This window comes from Streptomyces sp. VNUA24 (assembly GCF_029167005.1).
Lineage (GTDB): Bacteria > Actinomycetota > Actinomycetes > Streptomycetales > Streptomycetaceae > Streptomyces > Streptomyces scabiei.
In genome coordinates this window covers 1,247,194-1,266,279 of the sequence record NZ_CP119143.1, presented here as the reverse complement: position 1 = coordinate 1,266,279, position 19,086 = coordinate 1,247,194, and the positions used below count along the sequence as shown (strand labels likewise).

The window sequence follows — 19,086 nt, the reverse complement described above, 5'->3', positions numbered from 1 at the left end:
GTTCTTTCCCGTGCGGGTGCGGTGTGTTGCGGGTGCGGTGTGTCAGGAGTTCGAGTCGCCGGACAGCGGGGAGAAGACGAAGGACGCCTCGACGGGGGTGGCCGTCAGGGTGTACTCCGGCAGCACCCCCGGCCCGCAGGACGCCGAACCGAGGCCGTGCTGAGCGAGATCGAGCGTCAGGTGGACCGTCTCGCCGGGCACCAGGTCAGGCAGATGCCGAGCGACGTCGAGATCCTCGGTCGTCCAGCGACGCACGGTGAGCCCGAACAGCTCCTGCCCGCGCACCCGCAGCCCGGAGCGGTCGGGGCCGGTCAGCTCCGCCCACCGCACATCGGCCCGGTGGCCGTTCTCCTGCGGGAACACGTACGGCGTCTGCATCTCCTCCACCGTCCTGCTGAACCGGCCGACGCGGCCGGCCCGGCGGCTGTCCGGGTACGCCTCACCGGGGCCGAGACCGTACCAGCGGACGGCGCCGAGGTGTCGGGGCAGTTCCATGCGCACACCGATGCGGGGGAGCGGATGGGACCAGTCTCCGTGCGGGGACACCTTCAGGACGAGCCGTACGGCGTCCTCCTCCGCCCTCCAGCGGTACTCGGCGAAGAGAGCGCGGTCGTGTCCGGCGACACCGACCCGGGCGCGGACCAGCAGACCGTCGCCGTCGTCGGACACCTCGATCAGCCGGTGCCGCGTCCGGTGCAGCCCCATGGACCGCCACGCGCGCTCGACCGGTTCGTAGCCGCCGCGGTCGTTGTCCGTCGGCGCGCGCCACACGTCCAGGCGTGGCCCTCGGACGGCCAGGTCCCCGAGCTGGACCAGGTGCCCCTCGGCGTCGAACAGCGCGGGTCCGAGTGCGAAACCGGAGTCCCGCCACAGCACCGGACCCGGTCCGGCCGCCGCGAGGGCCGGTGCGGGCGGCCGGACCGGGAGCTGTCCCCAGGCGACCTCGTGACCCGGCTCCGCCCAGGGCTCGCCCTCGGCCAGCACGGCGCGCACGGTCAGCCAGGTCTCACCTGACGTGACAGGCAGATCCGGTACGGGCACGGTGACGGTCTCACCGGGACCCGTCGGGGGCACGGTGAGAACACCCTCGGCCTCGGTCTCTCCTTCACGTTCCAGGGCCCACGTGAAGGTGAGGTACGACAGATCGCGCCGTCCGTGCAGATTGGTGACCCGTAGCTCACCGGGGACCTCCCCCTCGATCCTGACCGGCTCGATCACCTTCTTGTACTCCACGAGACCGGGGGAGGGGGTGCGGTCGGGGAAGAGCAGGCCGTCGGTGACGAAGTTGCCGTCGTGCACGGGCTCGCCGTAGTCACCGCCGTACGCGTAGCCGTGCAGCGGGTGGGCGAGACCGTGGTCGATCCACTCCCACACGAAACCGCCCTGGCAGCGGGGGTACTTCTCGAACAGTGCCTGATACTCGCTCAGTCCGCCGGGGCCGTTGCCCATCGCGTGCGCGTACTCGCACAGGACGAAGGGCTGCCGGCGCCGGTGGCCGTCGGCCACCGGGTCGTCCAGCGGGGCCTCGGCGCGGCGTCCGATCAGCTCCACCTCCCCGGTGTCGGCGTACATGCGGCTGTAGACGTCGACGTAGTCGCTCGTCCAGTCGCCCTCGTAGTGGACGGGGCGGGACGGATCGCGGTCGTGCGTCCACTCGGCCATAGCGCGCAGGTTGTCGCCGGTACCGGACTCGTTGCCGAGCGACCACATGACCACGCTGGGGTGGTTCTTGTCCCGCTCGACCGTGCGGAGCATCCGGTCGAGGTACGCCTCGCGCCAACCCGGGTCGGCGCTGGGGTTGTTCCGCCAGGCCACACGTTCGAAGCCGTGGGTTTCCAGGTCGCACTCGTCGATCACCCACAGGCCGAGTTCGTCGCACAGGTCGAGGAAGGCCGGGTGGGGCGGATAGTGGCTGGTGCGCACGGCGTCGATGTTGTGCCGCTTCATCAGCAGCACGTCCTGACGCATCGTCTCGTACGGTACGGCCCGTCCGTGCTCCGGGTGGAACTCGTGCCGGTTGACGCCCCGGAACAGCACCCGGCGGCCGTTGACCTTCAGGATGCCGTCCTCGACCACCACGGTCCGGAACCCGATCCGTACCGTGGTGCGCTCGTCTCCGGCGATGAGCTCGCCGTCGTACAGCCGGGGCGTCTCCGCCGTCCACGGTTCCACGGGCCCGACGGAGTGCTCGGCTTCGGCGGGTACGTCGAACAGCCCCAGCTCCGGCACGGACAGCCGGGCCGGAACCCCGGTCTCGACGCTGAGCGTGCCGGTCCCGGTCAGGTGGTCGTACCCGGCGTGGACGAAGTGGTCGTCCAGCACGGGGCGCGGCAGGAGCGACACATCACGGAAGATGCCCGAGAGCCACCACATGTCCTGGTCCTCCAGGTAGCTCGCGGCGGACCACTGGTGCACCCGCACGGCGAGGACATTGGCTCCCGGCCGCAGGACGACATCGAACTCGACGGGTAGTCGGCTTCCCGTCGACCAGCCCAGTTCCTCACCGTTGAGCCACACCTTGAAGCACGAGTCCACCCCCTCGAACCGCAGCACGCCCTGCTCGAAGGGAGCCTCGAAGGTGCGTCGGTAGTCACCGGTGGGGTTCTCGTCCGGGACGTGGGGCGGATCGATGTCGAACGGGTAGGTGATGTTGGTGTACGCGGGTGCGCCGTGTCCCTGGAGCTGCCAATGGGAGGGCACGACGATCTGGGCCCACAGCGAGTCGTCGAAATCGGCCTTCGCGAAGTCGTGCTCCCGGGGCACACGGGGCGAGAGCCGAAAGCGCCATGATCCGTTGAGGTCGATCCGGGGGGTGCTGCCCCCGAGGGACGTCCGGGGCCGGCGCCTTCCGCTGCCGGGGAGACGGTTCTCCCAGTACGCCGTCGCGGGTGCGGGCGACTCACTCATGGGCTTCCTTCGGGAGGACAGTTAACGATTTCTATTACTCGTCGAGGGTAGGGGAGGAGGAGGTGAGGGGCAAGAGCCGCGTGTAGCTCAGTGGCCATCCCGGACTCTCGCCTTGCGCCAGCCGTTGATCAGAAGACTGAGGGGGAGTTGATGATAACGATTGCTGCCTGAATCGGTTGCCTGCGGCGGTGGAGTGCGCGCTCGGATCGGGGCTCGCTCAGCGAGGGATGTCGTGGGTGAGTTCGTGGCCTGCCGCCCACCGGGCCGCGAGCTTCGCGCGGAAATGGAATCCCAGCCTGTTCAGGATGTTCTTCACATGTCCTTCCAGCGTGCGCGGCGACAGTTGGAGCACCGAAGCGATCTGCCGATTGCCCTGGGCAACCCGGGCGGTGACCTCCTTCCCCCCCTGGACGTCAAGAGACTGGCCACGGGTGCCGGATTCTCGGTGGAGACATCGAGGTCCTGGCTGGGGCGGTTCGTCCCCCTTGGGATCAGGTTTCCGATGAGGCCCCAGGCCGTGACCGCACATCCGCACGAGCTTCGCCCGCAACTGCTCAACCACCGTGTCCATCTCGGACCAACGAGCCGTTCCCGGCAGGTCACGACCACCGACATGTCATGCGGGCACTCCCCGCAGGCTGGACCCATCTCCGTGGTAGATTCCCTCCATCGATCTAAGAATCTCTTAGATCGATGGAAGGCCGCCCGACGACCGGGCGTCCGCCCCCGGATTCCCTACGTCTCACCCGTCGCATCGCCAGCACAGGAGACAGGCCATGAACGACACCCCGTCCGCAGCATGCGGGCACGAGCACGTCAACGCGACGCCGTTCGGAGCGTTTCCGGCACCCCTGGTGGACACGAGCGGGCGAGAGGAGATCGCCCGCGGCGTCTTTGTCGTCCCCGACCGGGGCATGCTCCTGGTTCCCAATGTAGGGATCATCGTCGGCCAGCACTCCGCCCTGGTCGTCGACACCGGTCTGGGGCGCGCCAACGGCGAGCGGGTACTGAGCGCCGCCCGTGAGGTCGCGGGTGACCGCAGGCTCTACCTCACCGCGACCCACTTCCACGCCGAGCACGGGATGGGCGCACAGGCATTTGCCGGCAAGGCGACCATCATCTGCAATCGCAGCCAGCGGGACGAACTCCTCGCCGAGGGCGAGAGGCATCTCGGTTCCATCCGTGCCCTCGGCGGTGACTTCGCCGACCTGCTCGCCGACGTCGAGACCGTGCTGCCTCACCTTGTCTACGACACCGAACTCGACCTGGACCTGGGCGGCCGGGTCGTGCAGCTGCGCCACTTCGGCCCTGGGCACACCGCGGGCGACCAGATCGTCTTTCTGCCCGGCGAGCGGATCATGTTCGCTGGCGATCTGCTGGAGAACAGGCAGCATCCGGTGCTGGAGTCCGGTTCCGCGGGCAACGGCTCCGCCAAGTGGCTCGATCTGCTCGGTGCCTTGGAGCGGCTGGACCCGTCGATCGTCATCCCCGGCCACGGCAACGTCACCGACGTCTCCCTGATCTCCGACTACCGCACGTACCTCACCGACCTGCGGGACGGGGTCCAGGCTGCCCAGGAGGCCGGGACGTCGCTGGAGGAATACCTGCCGGTCCTTATGGACTCGATGGCGGCCGAACGTCCCGACTGGGCCAACAGCGGCTTCTCGGCTCTCACCATCGACGCGGTCCACACCGAACTCGCCGACGGCCCCGGCAAGCGCTGGGCCACGGGCCTGGAGGTGATCAGCCGGGAGCTCGGGCTGCCCGTCGGCCGGGTCTTCGCCACCCTGCGCGAACACGTCGGCGAACTCGTCGCCCGCCAGGTCGTCCGGTCAACCGGCGACGCCTGGAGCGACGGCGTCCTCACCCACCGTGACCGCAGCCTGATCAGCATTGCCGCTCTCGCCGCCGCCGGCACCGCACCGGACGGCCTGCGCCCGCACATCCGCCTCGCCGTCGCCAACGGCACCACCCAGGAGGAACTGGAAGGCATGGCAAGCCTGCTTGCCGTCTACAGCGGAGCCCCCGTGGGCGCCGTGGCCGCCCGCACCATCCGACAGGAGATCAGCACACCCACATCCGTGATCTGACAGGGCTCCGCGCAACCTCCTCCGCGAATCGGCAACGCTCTGGCCCTCGCGGGCCTGGTAGCACCCTGCACCGGGCGGAACAACTCCCGCTGGGTCTACTGCAGGGGCGGGCCGAGCCGCTGCCGCCAGTGCTCCGTCACTTCCCTGCGGTCGGCAGTCCGTCCGAGTGACGGACAGGCGATCGGACCGCGGCGTTCCGGGCAAGCAGCGTGACCACTTCCCTCGCTCGGTCGGCCATCTCGCTCGGGGTGGCCCCCGCCGCCAGGCACGCGTCGGAACTGAGCCGGGCAAAACCCTGGGCCACGGCGACACAGGCGAGCGCCAGCTCGTGGGCTCCGTCTGCTCCAGCGGCCTGGCGCGCGACCTCGCGGACGAGGTCGACCGTGCGTTCGACCTCGGCGGCGAGTACGGGGTCGGTGGCCGGACCCAGCCCGCAGTGGCACATCACGGCGAACACAGCCGGGTGCTCGCGGGCGAACCGTGTCTGCACAGCGGCGAGCCCGCCGAGCCACTCGGCCGGGTCGAGATCGGTGATACGGCGCATCTCGCCGCCGATCTCGCGGTAGCCCTCAACCGCGACGTCAGCGAGCAGCGCCTCCCCGTCGCGGTAGTGCTGGTACGGTGCTCCGCTGCTGACACCCACCCGCCTGGCCGCCTTCGAGAGGGAGAAACCCGCCACCCCGGACTCCTGGACGATCTCGATCGCAGCAGCACGCAGAGCAGCAGGCAGGCCGCCGTGGTGATAGCTGGCACGAACCGTCTCCGCCCGAGTGGTCATGACAGACATGATAGGTGTGCGCCACGGAAGCCCGAGCGTCACACAGAGCCAGCTACCGGACAGCGCGATAGACGATGCAGTGATGGGCAACAGCGAGCGCGCTCCAGCGACGGCCATCACTCGCGGCCCACCATCCTGTGGGTACCCTCCGATGCTTGCGTGACCGCTTCAGGAACGAACCTCAACAACCAAGAGACGGGAAACACCCGGAACAGGTCCGTCACACCGGGGGAGTGACGACGATGCGGACCGGGTTGCCCTCGCGTCGGTCGAGACGCCGGACCCCGTCGTGGATGTCCGTCAGCGCGACGGTGCCGGTGACCGATCCGGAGACGTCGAGCCGCCCCAGGGTGACCAGCTTGATCAGTTCCTCCAGATGACGCAGCCTTCCGCCCAGCTGACCCTGGATGCTCTGCATCCGAGTCTGGAACGGGATCGGATCACTCAGCACGATCGGTTCCGGGGTCAGTCCGACGAGAACGGCGCGGCCGCCGTACCCCAGCGAGGCGACCGCCTGGACGCGTACGGCGTTCAGTCCGACGAACTCCGCGGCCACCTCGAGCCCGCGTCCCCCGGTGAGCTCCAGGACACGCTCGGAGAAGCCGTCCTCGGCGGGATCGAGCGCCACGTCCGCGCCCAGCTTCAGCGCCCGTTCCCGAGTGGCGGGGTCGATGTCGACCGCGATGATCGGTGCCGCGCCCATCATCCGGGCGATCTGGACGGCGTGGGTGCCCAGTCCTCCGAGCCCCCAGATGCCGATGCCCTCGGACGGGCGCAGTGCCGCGGTATCCAGCAGGGCCGCGTAGGGCGTGGTGACCGCGTCGGCGAGGATGGCTGCCTGCTCGAACGGAAGGCCGTCGGGGATCGCGGCCAACTGGTCGGAGTCGACGACCACGTACTCCGCCCAGGCGCCGTCGTAGTGCAACCCCATGACCTGGGGTTCGAGGCAGGAGTCCGGTCCCGTTCCGCGCTCGCACGCCCGGCACGCTCCGCAGTACCGGCCCGCGGTGAGCGCCACCCGGGTACCCGCCTTCCACCGGTCCGGAACACGGTCTCCCACCGCTGCGACGGTGCCGGCGGCCTCGTGCCCGGGTGTCACGTCGGGGACCATGGGCGGCAGCATGCCCTGGATCAGGTGCACGTCGGACATGCAGATGCCACACGCCTCCACCTTGACCAGAACCTCCCCTTCCCCCGGCTCAGGGATGCCGACCTCCGCGAGTTCGAATCGTCCGGTCCCGGAGTGAAAGCGGGCCGCGGTCATGGTGGACATGTCGTCTCCTGTCGTACGTACGGACCTACGTCCGGCTTGGTGGTTGGTTGAGGGTGGCAGGCGTCAGACGTGTACGTGCCTGTCGCCCGCCGGGTCGGTCCGGGCCGGCGGGAACACTCGCCGGCCGGCCCGGACCCTGTCCTACGGGCTCAGACGCCCTCGGGCTGCCGCAGGGAATCCAGTTCACGCCGGACCATCTCCTCGTGGGCCTGCTCGTCCTCCCGGGCCCGGCGTGGACTCCACCGGCCGGCCATCAGGAACACGAAGGGCAGGAACACCAGTTGCCCGGCGGCGCAGACCCACCACCAGGTCTGCCACTGGCCCGGGCTCTCCTGGGCGGCCCGCGCCACCGCCTTGCCGTCCGCCCTGAGCGTGGCGAGCTGCTCCGGGGTGAAGGCGGTCGACGACTTCCGCAGGTCCGCGCCGTACTTCTGCGCGGCCGTCAGGCTGGCCTGGACGGACGGATCGCCGAGATCGGTCAGGAGTCTCAGTGCCTGGCTCCGGGAGACACCCAGGCTCTGTTGGATCTGCTGGGCCGCCTTCGATCCGGCGGTCCGGTCGGCGGGGTCGGCCTTCAGCGCGGCCAGCGTGGCGGGATCGACCGCCTGGGCGGCGGCCTGACCCGAGGTGACGGTCTCGGCAACGCCCCGGGCCTCGCCCTGGCTCGCTCCCTCGATGACGGCCACCGTCGACAACGCCTTGGCCAGCACGGCCGGTTCCGGGGTCGGCCGGGCCGCGAGAGCCTTGGCCGTCGCCGGGTCGAGTCCGGTCAGGATGCTGAACGACAGCGGGTCCTCGGCCTGCATCGCCTGGATCGGCGGAGCCTTGTCCACCAGAGTCGACGTGGCCGGGACGGCGAGGGTGAAGACGGCGAGCGCCACGGTCACCACGATGCGGACGGTCCAGGCGTAGATGGCCAGGCCGGTCGCCGTGGCGGCCGGATTGTGCTTCTCCACGGTCTCGGTGAAGCTCGCCATCCACGGCGCGTAGGTCATGGCGGCACCGCACGAGCTGAGCACGAAGTAGCCCGCGAGCGTGTAGTAGCTCTGGTGCTCGGTGGCCGACAGCGCGAAGAGCGCCGCGCCGACCAGGCCGATCACCGTGCCCACGATCATGAACGGTTTGCGCACCCGGAGGCGGTCCGAGAGCAGGCCGATCACCACGAGGGTGAGCGCGTTGGCGATCCAGTACCAGTTGGCGAGCGCGTTCGCTCTCGCTTCGGAGTACCCGTAGACCGTCGCGAAGTAGACGACGGTGAAGCCGACCAGGGTGTAGTACAGCAGGAGGTAGGTGCTGATCGCGAAGGCGGACCCGACGACGTCGAGGCGCAGCATCTGACGCCAGTGGCCCTTGAGTGCCTTCTCGGTGTCGAGGCCCGCGGCCCGCGCCTCGATCAGTGCCCGGTCGCGCATGTTGACCATCAGCTGGTCGCGCAGCGCGGGCGACAGCTCGCGCAGGCCGATGAGCGTGATGACGAAGACGACCAGACCGGCGATCCCGCAGACGTGGAACTGGAACCGCCAGTCGGGGTGGTCGTCCAGCGTGAAGCTGGACACCTCCGTCACCAGCAGGCTGCCCAGCACCGGCCCCAGGGCCCAGAATCCCATGGCCGTCGCGCGGCCCACCTGGGGCGAGAAGTCGCGTATCAGCGCGGGAGTGGCGACGAGCACGATGCCCTCGACGACGCTCAGCAGGGCGAACAGGACGGCGTATCCGGTTCCGCTGGTCACGTTGGGAAGGCCGACCAGAATGATGAGACCGGTGATCAGCAGGCCGCCGACGACGAGGTTCGCGCGGCCCCAGCGGTCCGCGAGTCCGGCGAAGACCGACGCGCAGGCCCCGACCGCCGCCCCGATGACCTGGACGAACACGAAGGCCCTGAACGAGAAGCCGAAGTCGCGGATGATCTGGGTGGCGACCGCGCCCTGCACATAGAACTCGTAGTAGAGGATCACCGTCGCGAGGACGGTGATGCCGAGGTAGACGGAGCGCGGGCCCGTCTCGGGGTAGTGGTTCAGCTGACGGTGCCAGAGGCGGCTCAGTCCCGTCGGCGGCAGGGCGGAGTGGCCGCCGGGGCGGGCTGGGGCTGAGGTCGTCGTCACGGGTCGTTCCCTTCGGCGGTGCGGTGCGGGGCGGGGCGGGGTGGTGCGGTTCGGGATGGTGCGGTGCGGCTCAGTCGGTGACGGGCAGGAGATGACCGGTCAGGAACGCGCACTGATCGGCCACGGCTGATTCGAAGGCGTCGTCGAAGTAGATGCCGAAGTGATCGACGGGGTAGGTCCTCACCTCGGCCCGCCGGGCCTCGGCGGCCGCCCGCCGTGCGTCCTCCGGCGGAGTCACCTGGTCCTTCTCGCAGATCGCGAACAGGACGGGGCAGTCGACCTTCGCGGCCTCGCGTCCCGGCCGGTATCTGCCGGTGCTGAAGGCGAGCCGGGCCGCCACCCCGTTGAGGTAGCCGTCGGGTGCCATGCGGCGCAGGGCGGGCAGTGCCTCCGGGGTCGTCATCAGGGCGACGGACCCGGGCTCACCGGCTCCCCGGACGAGTACCGGTCCCCGCCGCAGGACGCCGGTCGCGAGGTCGGCGACCGCCAGGGCGTTGATGCCGAACGCGGCCTTGAGGGGTGTTGCCCGGACGACTGTCCGTCCGTCGATGAAGGGGCACTGCGCGACCACGGCCGCCACACGCGGGTCTCGCGCCGCGGCGACGAGCACGTGGCCCCCCGCGAAGGAGGTGCCCCACAGGGCGACACGGTCCGGATCGACCCAGTCGACCGATCGCGCCGATGCGGTCGCGGTGGCCCAGTCGTCGAGCTGGCGTTCGATGTTCACCAGCTGTCGCGGTTGCCCGCCGCTTGCGCCCAAGTGGCGGTAGTCGAACACGAGGACACCCAGCCCTGCGGCCTGGAAGCGTTCGGCGAACGCTTCCAGACGCATCTCACGCACCGCCCCGATGCCGTGGGCCATGACCACGAGGGGGTGCCGGCCCTCGCCGGCCGGTCGGTACAGCCACGCCGCCAGGAAGGTGTCGCCACAGGGGATTTCGATGTCGGTACGGCTGTTCATGGATGCTCCTCCAGGGCTGCCGTCCGCCTTGACACGGTGGTGCCACGGCGCGGGTCATGACCGATCGGCCGACCCGTCTGCCGGGACCGCGCACCGAACCGGCAGAGCCGCGTATCGGACTTGCAGACGGCGTGTAAAAACCGTGCGGCAAAGGTAGGAACGGTGCCGGGTTGCTGCATGTCTCCCCGTGCAATCGCCTTGGCCATTTGCGCAGCGCCGCGTACCGGGGGTGATCCCAGAGGTTCGGCGGAGCCGTCCGGGGCCGGAGTCGGCCTGTATGCGGGAAGACCGGGTGGCTGGTGTGAAGCGGGAGAATCCAAGACGGATGGCGACACAGGAGATGTGCGGTGCGGGTGCTTCCGAAAAGGCCGGACGAGCGTGGTGGCAGGCGACTGGACGCCCTGAATCTTCGAGAGGGAAAGTGATGAGCGACAGGAGTCTGACCCAAACCGAGGCCGAGGGGCGGGCGAGCCTGCTGACGGTCGAGCGGTATGACGTTGCCGTGGACCTTTCGGATCTGCTGACCGGCTCGCGGGTCCGTTGTGAGTCGACGATCACCTTTACGTGTCACCGGCCCGGGGCCGAGACCTTTGTCGATTGTGCGGCGATGGTGGAGAGCGCCACGCTCAACGGGGTCGTGTTGCGGTCGGCTGTTGAGGGCCGGATCGCGCTGACCGGTCTTGCCGAGCGCAACGTCCTCGCGGTGGTTTCGGTGACGGAGTGCTCGGCCGACGGCCGGGGCGTGCACAAGGCGGTCGATCCCGCCGACGGCGAGACGTATGTCTTCACCGACTTCAGCCCCGACTACGCCCGGTACGTGGTGGCCTGCTTCGATCAGCCGGATCTCAAGGCACCGTGGGCGTTCACCGTGACCGCTCCTGCCGGCTGGCGGGTGCTGAGCAACAGCGGTGACCCGCGGATCGAGGACCTCGGCTCCGTGCGACGCTGGACCTTCCCGCCGACGCCGCCGCTGGCGGCGTACAACACTGTGATCAATGCGGGCCCGTACTACGAGTTGAGGCGTCGCGGAGCTGGTCATGATCTCGGGCTCTTCTGCCGGCAGTCGCTGGCTTCGGTCCTGGACCGGGACGCCGACGAGCTGTTCACCCTGACCACCCAGGGGCTCGAGTTCTTCGCCGGCAAGTTCGGCATGCCCTTTCCGCAGCACAAGTACGACCAGGTCTTCACGCCCGAGTTCCCTGGCGCACTGGAGAACTTCGGCTGCGTCACCTGGATGGACTGGTTCCTGCGCAGGAGCACGCCGACCAGGGCGGAGTGGGACGTCTTCTCGCGGTACCTGTTGCACGAGCTCGCGCATATGTGGTTCGGCAACATCGTCACGATGTGACGGCGGCCATGACAAGCTCCCCATAGGCGGTCATTTACCGCCCCACTGATGGCCACGGGATTCCCCACGTACGGCCAGATATCTCCCCGCTCGCATTGGACGCATCCCGCTCAGCGAGGCTCGGGCGGGTGAAGAACAGCAGGGAGATCATGGAGATCCTTGAGGCGTACGACCTCACGGGCAGTTACCGCGCTGCGGCCGAACTGACCGGCGTCGACCACCACACGGTGGCCCGCTATGTGAAGATGCGGGCCGCCGGCCAGCACCCGGACCAGCGCCGTCACCGGGCCCGCGCGATCGACGACTATCTGCCGAAGATCGAGGAACTGGTGGTCCGCTCGCACGGCAAGATCCGCGCGGACGTGGTGCACAAGAGGATCGTCGCGATGGGCTTCACCGGCGGGGAACGCACCACCCGCCGCACCGTTGCCGAGGCGAAAGCCCAGTTCAGGGCTGGTCGGCGGCGGGTCTATCGACCGTGGGTGACCGAGCCGGGGCTGTGGATTCAGTACGACTTCGGCGACGGACCGACCATCGCCGGCCGCAAGACCATTTTGTGGTGCGCCTGGCTGGCCTGGTCCCGCTTCCGCATCGTGATCCCGATCTGGGACAAGACGCTGCCGACGGTCACCTCGTGTCTGGACGCGACGTTCCGCCGGATCGGCGGGGTGCCGGCCTACGTCCTGACGGACAACGAGAAGACGGTCACCACCGACCACGTTGCCGGGATCGCCGTCCGCAACCCGGAGATCGTCGAGGTCGCCCGGCACTACGGCACGACCATACGCACCTGCCTGCCCGCGGACCCAGAGACGAAGGGCGGTTCCGAGGCGACGGTCCGGATCGCGAAGGCCGACCTGGTGCCGAAGGACGTCAACCTGCGCGACCACTACAAGACCTTCGGCGAGCTGGAGGCGGCCTGCCGCGCGTTCTGCGACGAGGTCAACTCCCGCACCCACCGGGCGACTCGGCGCAAGCCCATCGAGCGGCTCGCCGAGGAACGACAGCGGCTGCACCCACTGCCGAGGAGGCCGTTCACCGCCGCGTTCGGCACCACCCGGCGGGTGAACTGGGAGTCCACTATCTCGGTCGAAGGGGTCCGCTACTCGGTTCCGCACGAACTGATCGACAACCGGGTCTGGGCCCGGTTCCACGGCGACGAGCTGATCGTCACCGCGGTCGGCGAGGACGGCTCGGCCCTCGAGGCCGCCCGCCACCGCCGCGGGCAGCCGGGCACCCCGGTCCTGGACGACGCCCACTACCCGCCGCGGGAGAACAAGGACAACGACCGCACCCCGAAGGCCACTTCGGCTGAGGAGGCTGCCTTCCTCCAGCTCGGTCCCGGGGCCGCGTCCTGGCTGGTTGAAGCCGGGGCCAGCGGGGTCCGCCGCATCAAGGCGAAGATGGCCGAGGCCGTCGCCCTGTCCAAGCTCTACTCGGTGGCCGAGGTCGACCGAGCCCTGGGCACCGCCGCGGTCACCGGCCGGTTCGCGGACAAGGACCTGCTGTCCATCGTCGACTACCAGGCCACCCGCGAGCACACCGAACCCGTCCGCCGCAGCGAGGAACACTCCCTGCAGCCTGGCACCTCCGCCTGGTCCTCTTTCGGCCTGCCCGCCCAGCCCGCCTCCGACGTCTCCGAGCACGACGAAAGCGATCCCGCCTGATGGCCACCCCACTTCGCACCGTTCCCGGCACCAACGGCGACCCGCTCGCCGAGGCCATCGAGCTGACCCGGCGGCTCAAACTCCCGCACCTGCGTCGGGTATTGGCCGACCTGATCCCCACCGCCAAGGCCCAACGCTGGGACCCGGCCGAGGTCGTCCGCGTCCTGCTGGCCGAGGAGGCCGCCGGCCGCGACCGGGCCAACCTCCACACCCGCCGCAAGCGGGCCGGCTTCCCCACCGGCAAGACCTTCGGCGACTGGGACGAGACCAAGTCCGCCATCCCCCGCCCCACCCAGGACGCCCTCAAGTCCCTGGAATGGATCGGCCGGCGGGAGAACTTCTGCATCTGCGGGCCCTCCGGCACCGGCAAGAGCCACTTCACCGAGGCCCTCGGCCAGACCGCCATCGAGGCCGGGCTGACCGTCTCCTGGTTCACCATCGAGGACCTCGGAGCCCTGGTCCGTCGGCACCGCGCGGACGACTCGATCGCCCGAGCCCTCGCGAAGATCATCCGCTCGGACCTGATCATCGTCGACGACATCGGCCTCCTGCCGGTCTCGCCGGACGCTGCCGAAGGCTTCTACCGCCTGGTCGATGCCGCCTACGAACGCCGGTCGGTCGCCGTCAGCAGCAACCTTCACCCCTCCGGATTCGACGAGATCATGCCCAAGACCCTGGCCACCGCGACGGTCGACCGGCTCATGCACCACGCTCACATCGTCGTCACTCAGGGTGACAGTTACCGGCTCACCCAGGCCACCAGCGGACAGGGGGTGAAGCCCTTCAGCTGACCCGACCGACCCGAGGGCGGGGAATTATCTGGCCGCCACCGGGGACATCTCGATGGCCGCCAGCGGGGCGAACTTCTGGCCGCCTACGGGGAGAACGAAATGGCCGTTGACAACGATGCGCTGGTGGGACGACCTGTGGCTGAACGAGGCGTTCGCGGAGTTCGCGAGCAACTGGGCCGCGGTGAGCGTGACGTCGTACACCGATGCCTGGACAGCACATCTGGCCGGCGAGAAGCTCAAAGCTTATTTCATGGATCAGGGACCCACGACGCACCCGATCCGCCAGCAGGTCCGCGACGTCTCCGAGGCCGCAGCGACGTTCGACGCCATCACCTACCCCAAGGGCGCTTCCGTGCTGCGGCAGTTGATGACGTACGTCGGCGAGGCACGGTTCTCCGCGGGTCTGACCAGCTACTTCGCCACGCATGCCTGGGGCAGCACCACGCTGGAGGACCTGATCGACGCGGTCGCCGATGCCGGCGGACGTGACCTGGACCAGTGGCGTGCGGGATGGCTGGAAACAGCGGGCACCGACCGGCTGACTCTTGACCGCGACGGAGATGGGTTCACCCTGGTCGCCCAGGGTCCGGGGGGCCGGCCGCGCCCGCATGTGCTTGCCGTCGGCGCTTACGAGGGTTCCGGGGATCATCTTGAGCGGATGGCACTCGTCGAGGTCGAGGTAGCGGGCGAACGGACTCGGCTCGACCTGCCGGCGGGAGCCGACCTGTATCTGGTCAACGACGAAGACCTGACCTTCGCCTCGACGAGACCTGACGCCACGACCAGAGACGCGTTCTTCCGCAACGCCGCCCGCCTGCCCACCGCGACCGCGCGAGGTGTCGCCGTCACCACGGCCTGGGACATGCTGATCAACGGCGAGGCGACAGCCGCCGAAGCCGTGCAGTGCCTGACGGGAGTGCTGACTGTCGAGACGTCCGCGTCGGTGATCGAGCCACGGAAGTCACGGTGAGCTGTACCGGCACGGTGGCGTCGCCGATGTCGTCGGTGAGCGGGATGGCCAGCGTGGCGAACGGGTCGTCAGGACTGCCTGATGTCCGCTCCTCGCACATGCCGTCCACGCACAGCCGGATCCACGCGGCATCCCGAGTGCCGAAGTCGGCGGGCCGCCACACGGCGGCGACCTGTGAGTCCGCGTCGGCCTCGGTGCACGTGGTCTCCTGGCCCAGGAACGAGCATCCGGTCAGGGCAAGCGCCACCAGAGGTGTGAGAAGGGTGTGGCGCATGTCAGTACCTCGCTATGGTGCCGGGAAGGCGCTGTTGGCCCGCCCGAGTCGTTGCCGGGCAGGGCGATACCGGATGGCTGTCGCCGGGGCAGCCAGCGGACCTGTTCGTCCGCGTGGACAGGGCACGTCGGCATTCATGCCCCTTGCGATTCCCGCACCAGGGGCATGACGCACGTCACGACGTGGCCGAGAGGTGCCCGCCTAGAAAAAGCTCTCGTACCCCTGCCGGCCGATGGCGACCTTCACCCGCGCTCCGAAGGCTCCCTTGCCGTCGCCGTTGTTGTGCCAGAGAGTGCCCACGCTGTCCCGGGAGACCAGGTCGGCTTTCCCGTCCCCGCTGATGAGCCTTTGTCCTTGCCGGAGCCCATCGCGCGGAACCGCACGACGCGTCCGCCCTCGGCGTCGGTCGACAAGGTGTAGGAGGTGTCCGACTGAGCGAGCCCACTGGGCTGCTGAGTGCCGGCGAACTCGGTCACCTGCCGGGTCCGGCGCGTCGTGTAGTCGGTCCAGCTCCAGCCGGTGGAACCTTCGGGTTCGACAGCACACCTGTGTCACCGAAGCCGATGAACACCGGGTTGCGCGTGCCTGTACGGTCTGCGGCGGGAAGCACGATCTCACCCGCCCCGACGGTCCGGTCGCCCCCGACGGCCATCGCCGTCCCTGTCGGCACCGCGGGGCCGGAGCGCCCGCGGCAAGGGCCACGCTCAGTGCCAGGGCCGCGCCCCCTCTGCCGAACAGACGGCGTCGCACGACCTTGCTGACCTCCACGGAACCCCCGTCCCTCACCCTGCCGGCCGCGACCCCGAGAGCCCCGACAGCCGTGAATGAAATGTGCATGCCCTAAGTGGGCGACGGGAGCCTATCAGCGCACACCAGTGAGGTTGTTCGGGAATACCGGGGCAGCGGGAAGGTCCGCACGACTCAGCCGCACGGGACTCTCGTCTCAGCCCACTCGGCGTCGACCATGCACTTCCGGTGATCGAAATGCGGCTGAAGCCTCGACGAGGTATTCGCGAAGGTACCCATGGGTGCATACTCGGGGTATGGCTGATACCACCGTAAAGGTCGACTCTCAGACCAGGGACCGGTTCGCTGCGGTCGCCGCAGCCCGCGGACAGAGCGTGCGGGCCTACCTGGCAGAGCTGGCCATAGAGGAAGAGAACCAGATCGCCCTGAGCAAGGCGACGGCCACGTTCCGCGACATCATCGCCCGGCCTGGTCTGGCCGAGGCGTTCGACACTGCCTTTCCCGACGACGCACCGGCCCGGCCGACGGGGCAGGCGGCCTGACCCTTGGAACTGCATATCGACATCCGGTGGCTCCTTGACCGACAGGAAGAACTGCTCGGCAAGGAACTCGGAGTCCGGGACTACTCAGGCCTGGTGGCCGCTGTCGCCCGGCACCGGGTGAACACACCCCAACTGGAGGCGGGCGAGCCCGACGCCTGCTGGCGAGCCGCCGCCCTGTTGGAGCAGCTCGTCCTGCTGCGCCCGCTGCCGGCCCGCAACGTGTACTTCGCGTACGGCGTGGCGGTGGCGTACCTCCGGGCCTCGGGGGAGGACGTCGACGACTCCTTCGAGCCGTGGCGAGACCTGATCGCCGATACTCGCGCGCTGCGGCTCACCGTCTACGACATCGCCGACCGGCTGCGTTCCTGGCGCAGCACCGGATGATCAGCGCCCCATGGGCTCAGCCGATACGGCTAAAACCGGGCCCAGTGCTGAGGTGTTGCGACCGGCAGGCTGGGCGCAGTGTCAGCTCGTGGGCACGCCGTGCGGTGGACGGCACGGAGCAAGCCCGGCGAGTCAGCCACAGCAGATTGTCCGCGATGGCCGACGAAAGGCGCGAATGTGGACGGGAGGTACAAAGCCGCCGTGGACAGAAGATCATGTCATCAACGCCTTCTGCCGCAACCAACCACAACAAGTGCCGTGTGCCGCGTCATCGGCAGCCGCGAACGCTGAGCCAGCGAAAACCGTCGTCCCGCACCCGTGCCTCCACGACCACGATCATCCATGGGTGGTGCGTTGATCACTTGAGGGTGCCATGGTTTCTTGAAGGCCGAGTGGGGCCTGCTCCAGCGCCATGATCGTTCTCGCCGACGACCACGGTTCCGCTGATCCCCGAGGCCGCGATCGTGCCGCTGCGGCCGTGATCTCAGTCAGGGCCGGACCAGTCGAAGGTGATGGTCTTACTGGACTTGCCGGAGCGGTTCCAGGCGAAGCCGAAGCCGTCGGCCCGGTCGGTGGTGGCGCGGCCCCAGGTGGCGAGTTGGCCGGGGCCGGTCTCGCAGCCGGGGAGACCGGTCGACTGGACCCGGGCACCCTCCGGCGTGGTCGGGCCGGTCAGTGCCTCGGCGCGGGCTTCGAGGCGGCCCGGCACGCTGGCGCGCCAGGTGGCCAGGTCCTCGTCGATCTCCACCGTGATGGGAGCGAACTCCATGCCCCGCACTTCGAAGCCGGCCATCCCGACCAGCTGGGCGGGCCAGCTGCCGGCCTGGCCGCTGAAGATCATCTGCAGCGCCTGGCGCTGGCCGTCATCGGCCCGTTCGTCGAAGATGAGGGCCGCGTACGAGTCCGAGTGCTCGCCCCAGATGTTTCCGACGAAGGAGCCGAGCATCGCCATGTTCAGGCCGTCCAGGCGGACGTCGCCGTAGCTGCCCTCCCGGATGTGCCAGATCAGGATGCCCTCGCAGTCACCGGTGGTCGGCGGTTGGGCGAACGAACACGGGCACGGAACGTTGCACTTGCACACGTCGAACCAGTCACCCGCCACACGCCAGGCCGGCACTGTCGTTGCCGCCTGCGTCATCGTCCTCACTCCTCACACAGCCGCGGCCGCGGGCCCAGGGAGCGGAGCGTCGGACGAGTGTTCCGTGTTCGTCCCGCCGCGCCCGGCGGCCAGGATGGGTCGACCTACTCCTTCTTCCATGGTGCACCGCCACACGGCACGGCAGCCAGTGGTGACGGCGGGAGTGTCGCGGTGCCGGGATCCGTGCTGTGCTGGAAGGGTCCGACGGGAGTGCGTCATGCGTACGGTTCAGCGCCCGATCACCAATGACCATCCGCTGCGGCCGGGCGTGCTGCTGCCGGCTCGGCAGCTCGCCCGCGCCTGGGCGCTCGTGGTCGTGATCGCCGTCCTTGCCTGGGTGCTCACCGTCGGGCAGGCCCTGGACATGGGCGTCGAGCCCGGCACGATGGGGATGGCGCTGCCCCTGTTCCTGGCGTTGTGGCTGGCGATGATGGCCGCGATGATGCTGCCCTCCGTCGCACCCGTCGCCGTGACCTGGGCCAGAGGGATCGCCCGGCAGTCCAGCGGGGCCGCCCGGGCGCTTCGCACCACCGAGTTCATCGTCGGCTACCTGGTCGCGTGGACGGCGGTCGGCCTGCTCGCCTACGGCGGGCTCGCGCTCACCGGCGCCCTGGTCGACCGGGACCCGGACGCGGGGAGGTGGATCGGCGCGGCGGCTTTCGCCCTGGCCGGCCTGTACCAGCTGGGTCCGCTCAAGAACATCTGCCTGCGCCACTGCCGCAGTCCGATGGCCCAGCTGATGCACTACGCCTCGTACCGGCCGCGGCTGCGCGACCTGCGGGTGGGGCTGCATCACGGTGCGTACTGCGTCGGCTGCTGCTGGGCGCTGATGGTGGTGCTGATCCCGTTGGGCGTGATGAACATCGCGGCGATGGCGGGGCTGGCGGCGCTGATCTTCCTGGAGAAGCTCTGGTACCGGGGACCGCAGCTTGCTCGGGTGGCCGGCGTAGCGTTCCTGGTGCTGGCCGTGCTGGCGCCTTTCCAGGACTGGCTGCTGCCCGGCCTGCAGCCGTCGATGACGCCGATGTGACCGACCGGCCCACCTGGCACGTCGTACGGCGCGCGCCGTAGAGGCCCGCGCCGGAGACGTCGCCACCCAGGGAACAGTCGCCTG

The 19,086-nt window shown here is 69.3% G+C and carries 14 protein-coding genes; 8 read left to right on the top strand and 6 right to left on the bottom strand.

The annotated features are described in order from the left end of the window. Positions 1–42 precede the first annotated feature (42 nt). Positions 43–2,907 carry a glycoside hydrolase family 2 TIM barrel-domain containing protein gene (locus PYR72_RS05020; RefSeq protein ID WP_275454090.1) on the bottom strand — a complete coding sequence of 955 codons (2,865 nt, stop codon included), beginning with the start codon at positions 2,905–2,907 and terminating at the stop codon, positions 43–45. Between the two features lie 776 nt (positions 2,908–3,683). Between PYR72_RS05020 and PYR72_RS05015 the strand changes: the two genes are divergently transcribed. Beyond that, positions 3,684–4,997, top strand: a complete 1,314-nt coding sequence (locus tag PYR72_RS05015; RefSeq protein WP_275454089.1) for an MBL fold metallo-hydrolase — start codon at positions 3,684–3,686, stop codon at positions 4,995–4,997. A 136-nt stretch (positions 4,998–5,133) separates the two neighbouring features. Here PYR72_RS05015 and PYR72_RS05010 read toward each other — a convergent pair whose 3' ends face one another. From PYR72_RS05010 to PYR72_RS04995, 4 genes are all read right to left on the bottom strand, one after another. After that, entirely contained in the window at positions 5,134–5,775 is a 642-nt protein-coding gene (locus tag PYR72_RS05010) for a TetR/AcrR family transcriptional regulator (RefSeq protein WP_275454088.1), read from the bottom strand. A 220-nt stretch (positions 5,776–5,995) separates the two neighbouring features. After that, positions 5,996–7,048 carry a zinc-binding dehydrogenase gene (locus PYR72_RS05005; protein ID WP_275454087.1) on the bottom strand — a complete coding sequence of 351 codons (1,053 nt, stop codon included), beginning with the start codon at positions 7,046–7,048 and terminating at the stop codon, positions 5,996–5,998. Positions 7,049–7,197: 149 nt separating this feature from the next. After that, positions 7,198–9,150 carry an MFS transporter gene (locus tag PYR72_RS05000; RefSeq protein ID WP_275454086.1) on the bottom strand — a complete coding sequence of 651 codons (1,953 nt, stop codon included), beginning with the start codon at positions 9,148–9,150 and terminating at the stop codon, positions 7,198–7,200. A gap of 70 nt (positions 9,151–9,220) precedes the next feature. Next, the gene (locus PYR72_RS04995) at positions 9,221–10,111 is read right to left on the bottom strand and encodes an alpha/beta fold hydrolase (protein WP_275454085.1); all 891 of its coding nucleotides are present in this window, start codon (positions 10,109–10,111) and stop codon (positions 9,221–9,223) included. 424 nt (positions 10,112–10,535) lie between these two features. Here PYR72_RS04995 and PYR72_RS04990 point away from each other — a divergent pair, with 424 nt between their 5' ends. The 6 genes from PYR72_RS04990 (at position 10,536) to PYR72_RS04965 (ending at position 16,834) form a co-directional block, all read left to right on the top strand. Further along, entirely contained in the window at positions 10,536–11,459 is a 924-nt protein-coding gene (locus PYR72_RS04990; protein ID WP_275454084.1) for a M1 family aminopeptidase, read from the top strand. 128 nt (positions 11,460–11,587) lie between these two features. Then, the gene (gene istA / locus PYR72_RS04985; protein ID WP_275454083.1) at positions 11,588–13,126 is read left to right on the top strand and encodes an IS21 family transposase; all 1,539 of its coding nucleotides are present in this window, start codon (positions 11,588–11,590) and stop codon (positions 13,124–13,126) included. After that, positions 13,126–13,917 (top strand): IS21-like element helper ATPase IstB, encoded by a 792-nt coding sequence (gene istB, locus PYR72_RS04980; RefSeq protein WP_137311230.1) that lies wholly within the window; start codon positions 13,126–13,128, stop codon positions 13,915–13,917. The genes istA and istB overlap by 1 nt, the downstream gene beginning before the upstream one ends. A gap of 52 nt (positions 13,918–13,969) precedes the next feature. Further along, positions 13,970–14,887, top strand: a complete 918-nt coding sequence (locus PYR72_RS04975; RefSeq protein ID WP_275454082.1) for a M1 family aminopeptidase — start codon at positions 13,970–13,972, stop codon at positions 14,885–14,887. A 1,317-nt stretch (positions 14,888–16,204) separates the two neighbouring features. Then, on the top strand, positions 16,205–16,450 hold the full coding sequence (locus PYR72_RS04970) for an antitoxin MazE7 (protein WP_275454081.1): 246 nt from the start codon (positions 16,205–16,207) through the stop codon (positions 16,448–16,450). A 3-nt stretch (positions 16,451–16,453) separates the two neighbouring features. Next, positions 16,454–16,834 (top strand): toxin Doc, encoded by a 381-nt coding sequence (locus tag PYR72_RS04965; RefSeq protein ID WP_275454080.1) that lies wholly within the window; start codon positions 16,454–16,456, stop codon positions 16,832–16,834. Positions 16,835–17,318: 484 nt separating this feature from the next. Here PYR72_RS04965 and PYR72_RS04960 read toward each other — a convergent pair whose 3' ends face one another. Beyond that, the gene (locus PYR72_RS04960; protein ID WP_275454079.1) at positions 17,319–17,972 is read right to left on the bottom strand and encodes a DUF1326 domain-containing protein; all 654 of its coding nucleotides are present in this window, start codon (positions 17,970–17,972) and stop codon (positions 17,319–17,321) included. A 217-nt stretch (positions 17,973–18,189) separates the two neighbouring features. Between PYR72_RS04960 and PYR72_RS04955 the strand changes: the two genes are divergently transcribed. After that, positions 18,190–19,002 carry a DUF2182 domain-containing protein gene (locus tag PYR72_RS04955; protein WP_275454078.1) on the top strand — a complete coding sequence of 271 codons (813 nt, stop codon included), beginning with the start codon at positions 18,190–18,192 and terminating at the stop codon, positions 19,000–19,002. Positions 19,003–19,086 lie beyond the last annotated feature (84 nt).